This window comes from Methanobrevibacter sp. (assembly GCF_045116495.1).
Classification (GTDB): domain Archaea; phylum Methanobacteriota; class Methanobacteria; order Methanobacteriales; family Methanobacteriaceae; genus Methanocatella.
Genome location: NZ_JBGULU010000195.1, coordinates 1 through 8,067 on the forward strand (window position 1 = coordinate 1; position 8,067 = coordinate 8,067).

General features: G+C 34.7%; 8 protein-coding genes and 1 tRNA gene. 3 read left to right on the forward strand and 6 right to left on the reverse strand.

What is annotated here, in order from left to right:
• Positions 1–273: 273 nt before the first annotated feature.
• From ACJMLH_RS10170 to dnaG, 5 genes are all read right to left on the reverse strand, one after another.
• Positions 274–1,452, reverse strand: a complete 1,179-nt coding sequence (locus ACJMLH_RS10170) for an ATP-grasp domain-containing protein (protein ID WP_405277328.1) — start codon at positions 1,450–1,452, stop codon at positions 274–276.
• Between the two features lie 31 nt (positions 1,453–1,483).
• Positions 1,484–1,555 (reverse strand) — tRNA-Gln (locus ACJMLH_RS10175).
• 54 nt (positions 1,556–1,609) lie between these two features.
• Positions 1,610–2,008, reverse strand: a complete 399-nt coding sequence (locus ACJMLH_RS10180; protein ID WP_405277330.1) for a DUF1284 domain-containing protein — start codon at positions 2,006–2,008, stop codon at positions 1,610–1,612.
• Positions 2,009–2,049: 41 nt separating this feature from the next.
• Positions 2,050–2,655, reverse strand: a complete 606-nt coding sequence (locus ACJMLH_RS10185) for a biotin transporter BioY (RefSeq protein ID WP_405277342.1) — start codon at positions 2,653–2,655, stop codon at positions 2,050–2,052.
• A gap of 107 nt (positions 2,656–2,762) precedes the next feature.
• Positions 2,763–3,998 (reverse strand): DNA primase DnaG, encoded by a 1,236-nt coding sequence (gene dnaG / locus ACJMLH_RS10190; protein ID WP_405277332.1) that lies wholly within the window; start codon positions 3,996–3,998, stop codon positions 2,763–2,765.
• Between the two features lie 460 nt (positions 3,999–4,458).
• On the opposite strand from dnaG, the gene ACJMLH_RS10195 reads away from it, so the two are divergent.
• The 3 genes from ACJMLH_RS10195 to ACJMLH_RS10205 all read left to right on the forward strand — a co-directional run bounded on the left by ACJMLH_RS10195 (position 4,459) and on the right by ACJMLH_RS10205 (position 6,571).
• Positions 4,459–5,196, forward strand: coding sequence for an RraA family protein (locus ACJMLH_RS10195; protein ID WP_405277334.1), 738 nt, complete (start codon positions 4,459–4,461; stop codon positions 5,194–5,196).
• Positions 5,197–5,306: 110 nt separating this feature from the next.
• The gene (locus ACJMLH_RS10200) at positions 5,307–5,594 is read left to right on the forward strand and encodes a Gar1/Naf1 family protein (protein WP_405277336.1); all 288 of its coding nucleotides are present in this window, start codon (positions 5,307–5,309) and stop codon (positions 5,592–5,594) included.
• A gap of 5 nt (positions 5,595–5,599) precedes the next feature.
• Positions 5,600–6,571, forward strand: a complete 972-nt coding sequence (locus tag ACJMLH_RS10205; protein ID WP_405277338.1) for a transcription initiation factor IIB — start codon at positions 5,600–5,602, stop codon at positions 6,569–6,571.
• 221 nt (positions 6,572–6,792) lie between these two features.
• Here ACJMLH_RS10205 and ACJMLH_RS10210 read toward each other — a convergent pair.
• Positions 6,793–8,067 (reverse strand): Ig-like domain repeat protein (locus ACJMLH_RS10210; protein ID WP_405277340.1); only part of this gene is annotated, 1,275 nt, incomplete at its 5' end.

Genomic DNA, 8,067 nt, shown 5'->3' on the forward strand with positions numbered 1-8,067 from the left:
AGTTTTTCTCAAAACTTCTCATTTTCTTTTATTTTTATTATTTTTTTTAATTTAAAGAGTTATTATTTGTTTATTTTTTAAAATAAGAGTTATTATTAAGTTACTGTAAAAATTTTTATTTCTAGAAATTTTCAGAAAACGGTGTTAAAATGAAAAGAAACCCAATTGACCAATTTATGAAAGAACCTGATAATAAGGCAAGAGTATTCAGGTGGATGACTTATGCAATGATTGCTACTACTTTTATGATAACAATTGGGGTAATTTTGTTTATCATTCATCTACTTGGTGTTTTTTAGCCTGGCGATTTACTATTTCACTGGCTGATTCTACTTTTTTATATAATTTTTCAAAATCTTCATCTTTGTCTATTATTGTAAGCAAAGGTTCTGATTTTTCGGTAATTGATCCGATGTGCGGCAGGTCATAGATGTTGTCCAAACCTATGTTCGGGTATTTCATTCTTGTTGGGGAATAAATGATTTTTTTATATGCATAATATTTTGGTTTTGGCATTTCCATAATCTCTCCCATGCATGCCCTGATGTGGGCCTCAAGCATATTTATTCCAAGTGAAAGCTCCACACATTCAAATGTGCCCTGAAGACGGGGATTGATTTCAATGACATATAACCCTTTTTCATTTAGGATATAGTCAACACCATTGGAACCTCTTAAATTGAATTTGTGTGCCAATTTTTGAGATGTATCATTCATGGTTTCATTAATTTTATCCGTATCATTAACATCCGCCATTATTGAGCTGGAAGTTAGGGGCAGAATGTTGCCGATATATATGAAACTGTCTCTTCCGAAATCATGTTCGGTCAATAGTCTTGTGTTGATTATGGTTTTTGCATCATTTTTTGTTGCAAGCAGTGATGAACTTAAGCTGATTCCATCCACATATTCCTGCAAAATAAATTCACCATCATTTAATTGAATATTGCTATCATTATCTAAAAGATTTATATCATACCCTCCACTTCCTTGAAGGGGTTTTAAAATAAATTGAATGTCTTCATAATTTTTATTTATTTCCAAAGCTTCACCTATATCACTTACACTAAAAGTCAAAGGAGTTAGAAATTCATCTTCAATCTCTTTGTAAAATCCATATTTGTTTTCAATATTTTCAACATTCACAGTCCCCAAAATCTTTTTTTTATCTTTTTTTGAAAAATCGGATGGGGATATTCCTGATATCGGGATGATGTAGTCAACTTCATCAATGTAGTCTCGGGATATTTCCAAAATTGTCTTGCTGTTAAACTGATCTTCAAAAATCCCGCAGCTTTTATCTTCGCTTTCATTTAAAATGATTTTCTGATTTTTAATCTGTGGCGTGTCTGAAGTTGAAAAATAGCTGGTTGAAAATATTTCATAATCTAGTTTTAGTGCACTGTTAAGCATACTTCTTGTATCAATTCCAATAAGTAATAGCTTTTCCATAAAATATCAATAAAAATAGTTAGTTAATGAATAGTCCCGAGCGGAGTCGAACCGCCGTCTCCGGGTCCAAAGCCTAGAAGGATTACCACTACCCCACGGGACTATTTTCGTTGTACATATACAACAATATAATATATAATTCAAGTAGTATTTAAAGCTATCGGTTATTTGATAATTTTTGATAAAATAAGCATTTTTCGTGCCACCTACAATTAAAACAGATTTCAGATACACTTTCTTTTGAATTGAAAAGTTCATCAATTTTTTCAAATAATTCCTGCGCATCATATTCTTTTTCAATGTCAAGTTTTTTCAGCACTTCATTGTCCATTCTGATGATTCTGCTGTTTTCTGCCTCATCCACACAGAGACCATTTTTTAAATTTGGACAGGCCCTGCAGATGTCGTCCGGTGAATTTGTAAGTGTAACGGTGGCATTTTCAGATTTTCTCATGGCATTGACTTCTGTCATATTTTCGGTAAAGCTTTCATCATAGCCATAGCCCTGAAAACCTTTAAGACATAAAAGATGGTGTCCTCTTAAATGAAGTTTCATTCAAATCAAAAAAAGTAAAAAATAAAGGTTTTAAAACCTTTTTAGTTTTTTGGTAAAAATACTTTAGATACTGAAGCGGCACCTAAGATTTTTACAATGTCTCCAAGAATAAATGGTACAAGACCCATCATCAGCAAATCAACAATACCTATTGCTGTACTCTGGGTTAAGCTAAACCATAATGCGAGACCGGCAAGTCCTGGAATGTAGATCAATGCAAAGTTTGCAATTCCAATAACCAGCGCCATTCTTGTAAAATTACGTGCTTTAGCATATTTTTCAGTAATTAATCCTATAAAGTATGATGCAATTACAAATCCGATAAGGAATCCGCCAGTGGATCCTAATAATATGTCAAGGCCTCCGGTCATTCCTCCAAACCAAGGAATAAATGCAACACCTAAAACGACATAAAAGATTTGGCTTAAACATCCATATTTTTTACCTAAGAATAAACCAGAACATAATACTGCGAATGTCTGTGCAGTTATAGGAACTGGAGTCCATGGGAGTGGAATAATGATTTGAGCCATTATACCAGTAAAACACGCCATAAGTAATGACATAAGTACCTTAGTTGCAGTACTAGCTTCCTGGATTCTTTCAAAAACGTTTTTTCTAGTACTGTAATAGTTATCTAAATTGATATTCATTTTTTACCTCCAATTTCCGAATTCTATATGATATTTGTTCACTATATTATTTAGTTTTATGGTTTTGAAAAAAAATATGAATGAGAATGTAGTATTCTCATTTAGTCAATAGTAATTAATTGTATATTGTTTGGTTTTTTAACAATATTTACTGAATTGAATGCGACTAATTTTTTAATTCCTTTCTGTGATGCAACGTCAACCAGTCTTTGGCTTATTACACCATCAAAGATAACGGTATCTGCAGTTCCATCTATGTTTTTGATTTCTTCATAGATTTCTTCCACTTCAACCTCTTTAGTCATATTCAATGCTTCATCTAAAATAGCTCCGCAGCCGGTGCCTTCGAATTCTTTTAACATATCTTTCAATAGGCTTAATTCGTCATCTTCGATTTCAGGCTCTTCAACGCGTGGTTGTTCACGTTGGGAGAATTTCTGTTTCTTATTGCGTCTGTCGGATCTTCTGTTATTATCTTTTTTACCGTTATTTTCATTGAAAATATTGTTGGTTGCTAGGAATTGTGCTGTAGGAACTTTATTTCTAAGAGCAATCAAAGCTTCGTCTTTTTCCAAGTCCTCCACTTCTTTTCCTTTTGGAGCACGGGTAATATAGTCAACATCACCGATTTGTAAAAGTTCTTTTAGGATAAGTTCTCCACCTCTGTCTCCATCAACAAATGCTGTGGTGGTTCTTTTTTTACTGAGTTCTCCAATGGATTGAGGAACACTAACTCCTTCAACAGCTACAGTATTTTTAATTCCATATTTAAGTAAGTTTAAAACATCGCTACGTCCTTCAACAACAATGATTGCATCTGATGTGTGTATGCTAGGACCTGCAGGTAAGCGGTCATCTCCGTATTCGGATATTTCATGAACACGCATTGCTTCCCTTACCTCTTCAATCATTTTCATGCTTTCAGGACCAACGCTTTCAACCATGTTTTTATAGATTTCTTTAGCACGGTTTACAACCTGTTCTCTTTTAACGGCCCTTACGTCTTCAACTTTTAAAGTTTGAATTTCAGCTTCACAAGGTCCAACACGATTGATGGTTTCAAGAGATGCTGCGAGTATGGCGGTTTCAACTCTATCTAAACTTGATGGAATAACGATTTCACCTTTAGCCCTTCCGCTGTTGGAATGGATGTTTACTTGAATTCTTCCGATTCTTCCGGTACGCTGAAGTTCTCTTAAGTCTAAATCGTTACTGAGCAAACCTTCGGTCTGTCCAAATACTGCACCTACAACATCAGGTTTTTCAACAATTCCATTGGCTGTAATTTGAGCATGGATTAAGTATTTTGTTGTTGTTAATTCTTCACCTTTTCCCATTTTTAAGCCTCCTAAGCTTATTAATCGGGATAATTTATGTATATCTAAAAATTAATGATATTTTTAGGTAAATAATTGTGCATAAATTATACGATAAACTTTTATTTGTTTTGGTCTGAGACCTTATATACACTAAAAAAGAGTTAATACATGTGGAAGAGAGTGTTTCTATTAAGGTTTTACCATTATATGTCTAACTAAATTACTAATATTTATAATTTAAAAACTTTTTAACCGTTATTTTCCTTAATAATAGCTTTTCTCCTGTCTTTTGATTAAATAATAATTATAATGAATGAATATGTAATAAACTCTATGAGTATATAATAATGTTAAGTATTTTTTGAATACTACAATTATTAATTTAGATAAACTAATATATAAACTGTGCCATATGATTTGAAAGTATTTTAATAAGGTGGTATAAAAGTATTATACAATTATAATTGGTGATGAGTTTATGTCATTTGGTCCAAAAGATGTTTTAAATAGGAATAAAAATTTAAGCAAACGTGTTGATGTTGATAAAATTAATTTGGAAAACGTTACTGTTGACGATTTGAGATTTGACGGTAAAAATTATTCACGATACATAAATTTACAATCTTTGCTTGAAAATGTTTCCTCATGTCAGATTTCAGATGCGTATAATGCAATATCTAAAAGATCAGGCACTATTCAATCAATAAAACCGATTAACAATCAGAAGGTTTGGGGAAGCATATACACTGCCGAAACCGACTGTGATGATTGGGGAACATCTGCACTGGCCATTGATGGGGCTGGTGAAGGTGATATTCTATTTTTCAAAGTTCATGGTGAAGATAAAGCTATTTGGGGCGAACTTGCTTCAAGTTGCGCTAGAGACAATGGGATTAAGGCCACTGTCATTTACGGTTCCGCCCGTGATTTGGATGCCCTTTTATATATGGATTTCCCTGTTTATGCATGCAATTTCTGTCCGAATGCAGGATCCGCCTTAGGCCTGGGAAGTCTGAATGAGCCGATTGAAATTGAAGGCATGAAAATCAGTCCCGGCGACTTTTTGTTTGGTGATGAATCAGGTATTGTTGTCATACCTCAGGAACTATTCGGCCAGGTAATGGCTCAGACATTACTTGTTAAAATAAAGGAATCCGGCATTATCAGTGACATATCAGATGGTAAGACATTAGCTGAAATTGTCGGACTCAAATAGAAAAACTTTTAAATAGAAATAAATATTTATATATAAATATATCGATAGGTTTATATATAACCTATTTCTAACTATATATGTGATACAGATTTGATTTTAAGTTTGATTTTATGAAATTTTTAGGAAACAGTTTGCACGTAGCAAACTCTGGAAAATTAATAGCGCGATCTGATAAGACACCCTCACCAGGTGCAATTGTTTATGACAGTAAAAAGAAGAAAATAGGTAAGGTCGGCTATGTATTCGGGCCAACAAAGAAGCCCTATATTTCTATTCGCCTATTTAGGTCTGCTAATAGAGATGAAATTGCGAAAAACAGCGGTGAAAAACTATTTGTATCGAAACCGAAATCCAAAAAGTCTAGAAAAAGGAGGATGAAACCACGACACAAAAAGTAGAAGAAATGCCAAAAAGAGGACGTAAAAGACAAAGACAATCTAAAGCACAGGAAGATGCATATGCTCAAGACAAACAAACTACCTGTCCTGAATGTGGTTCTACTGAACTAATCGGTGACTACGAAAGAGCAGAAGTGGTATGTGCACGTTGCGGATTAGTAATTGATGAAAATCTTGTCGACATGGGTCCTGAATGGAGGGCATTTGACCACGAACAAAGAGATAAACGTACAAGAGTAGGTGCTCCAATTACATACACCATTCACGATAAAGGTTTAAGTACAATGATCGATTGGAGAAATAAAGATATTTACGGTCGTGATATTCCTGCAAGAAACAGGGCTCAATGGTACAGATTGAGAAAATGGCAAAGAAAAATCAGAATTTCCGGTGCAACCGAAAGAAACTTGGCATTTGCATTAAGTGAGCTTGACCGTGACTCCTCAAGATTAGGTCTTCCAAGAAGCGTAAGGGAAGCTGCATCTGTTGTCTACAGAAGTGCAGTTGAAAATAAGCTCATCCGTGGAAGAAGTATTGAAGGGGTTGTTGCTGCTTCATTATATGCTGCATGCAGACGTTGTAATGTACCACGTACTCTGGATGAAATCGCTGAAGTATCAAGAGTTACCAAAAAGGAAGTAGGTCGTACTTACAGATTCCTGACCCGTGAATTAAACATTAAATTACCTCCAACTTCTCCAGTGGATTATGTTCCAAGATTCGCTTCTGAGCTTGGATTATCTGGTGAAGCACAATCCAAAGCTATTGAAATTATCGAAAAAGCAATGGAAAAAGGTTTAACCTCAGGAAGAGGACCTACCGGTGTAGCGGCCGCAGCATTATATATCGCATCCGTTTTGCTCGGTGAGAGAAAAACACAAAGGGATGTTGCAGACATTGCTGGTGTAACCGAAGTTACTATTCGTAACAGATACAAAGAATTGACTGAACAATTAGAAATGGGCGTAACTTTATAGTACCGGTTGTTCTAAAATGTCAGTGATTAAAAAATCGATTTAGATTAATTGAAGTATTCTAAGCTAATACTTTATTAATCACACTTTTTTTATTTATTTTAACTAAATTATTTAAAATTTTTTTTATAGTCTGATTTTTAACAGATGAAAAACAGTTTGAGATGGGATTTTTATAAAAAAAAGAAATAGATTGTAGATGCAGTTTGCACCTACATTAAATTTTATATTATTCCAAGTTTTTTGGCGGTCTTTTCATCCACTTTTCCGGTAACCTTAAGGGTTTTATCATTTTGGAACTGTTTGACAGCCATTTCGGTATAATCCCAGAATATGCCGTCAACCATCAGGTATCGGCCGTTGTATTCAAGATAGTAGCCGTGGTTTTTCAAAGCACGTTGGATCTTTTTGACAATTGCTTTGTCTTTGCTTCCTTTTGAAACGGTTTTCCAGACAGATTTGACTTTAATGGTCACCTTTTTGGTCACTTTTTTGTAGTATTTGTTTCCTTTGTAGGTTACTGTTGCCTTGAAGGTTCCTTTTTTGGTCAATTTAGTGATTTTGAAGGTGGCCTTGCCTTTGCTGTTTGTTGTGGCATTGTATGTTTTGCCTTTTACTTTCAGGGCGACTTTGGCATTCTTGATTGCCTTACCATTTTTGTCCTTTAAGGTTATTGTGTATTTTTTGGTTTTTGTGGTTGTCTTGAATGTTTTTGTCTTGGCGGTCAGTTTAGGAGTTGCCTTTTTGACTACAACCTTGGAGGTAGTGTTGGATTCAAGATATTTATCATTACCTGCAAATGTTATTTTTGCAGTGTATGTTTTTGGAACCATATTGCTGACTTTTACCTTAATCTGACCATTTTCATCAGTAGTGTAGTTTTTAGCAGTGTTCAGCTCAACAGTAACTGTACTGTTTGCCAATGGATTTCCTTTACTGTCAGTCAGTTTTATGACCAAGTATTTGTTGACCTTGTATGTTGCGGTTACATCTGCTGCGGTAATATTTGTGGAATCCTTGTTTACAGTCACTGTAGAGGTTTTTGAATATGGTTTGTACTTGTCATCACCGGAGTAAGCTATTTCGACGGTGTGATTTCCTGTGTTTAATTCTGGTAATTTAACACTTGCAGTTCCGTTTGTTACAGGTACGGTATCGATAACTTCACCGTCAACATTAACTGTGACATTTCCGGTAGCATCATCAGGCAAGATAACATTCACGGTTGAATTCTCACCGACAGTAATGTTTTCAGGTATTGAAACATTTACATTTGGATCCTCTTTGCTTACAGTTACTGTGACGTTGGTTGAGTTGAGGGTGTACATAATGTCGTCGCCGACAGTCACTGTGATTGTGGCTGTGCCTTCACCTACAGCTACAACATTGCCTTTATTATCAACAGTTACGATAGAAGGATTGCTGGAAGTGAAATTAACAGTTAAATCTTTAGGTTCAGTTGTAGCAACAAGATTAAATGTATCATCAACAAATAAATC

What these genes read in the sequence shown, in the direction of transcription:
- ACJMLH_RS10170 (WP_405277328.1), bottom strand. Translation starts at nt 1,452, where the DNA reads ATGGAAAAGCTATTACTTATTGGAATTGATACAAGAAGTATGCTTAAC.
- ACJMLH_RS10180 (WP_405277330.1), bottom strand. Translation starts at nt 2,008, where the DNA reads ATGAAACTTCATTTAAGAGGACACCATCTTTTATGTCTTAAAGGTTTT.
- dnaG (WP_405277332.1), bottom strand. Translation starts at nt 3,998, where the DNA reads ATGGGAAAAGGTGAAGAATTAACAACAACAAAATACTTAATCCATGCT.
- ACJMLH_RS10195 (WP_405277334.1), top strand. Translation starts at nt 4,459, where the DNA reads ATGTCATTTGGTCCAAAAGATGTTTTAAATAGGAATAAAAATTTAAGC.
- ACJMLH_RS10200 (WP_405277336.1), top strand. Translation starts at nt 5,307, where the DNA reads ATGAAATTTTTAGGAAACAGTTTGCACGTAGCAAACTCTGGAAAATTA.
- ACJMLH_RS10205 (WP_405277338.1), top strand. Translation starts at nt 5,600, where the DNA reads ATGCCAAAAAGAGGACGTAAAAGACAAAGACAATCTAAAGCACAGGAA.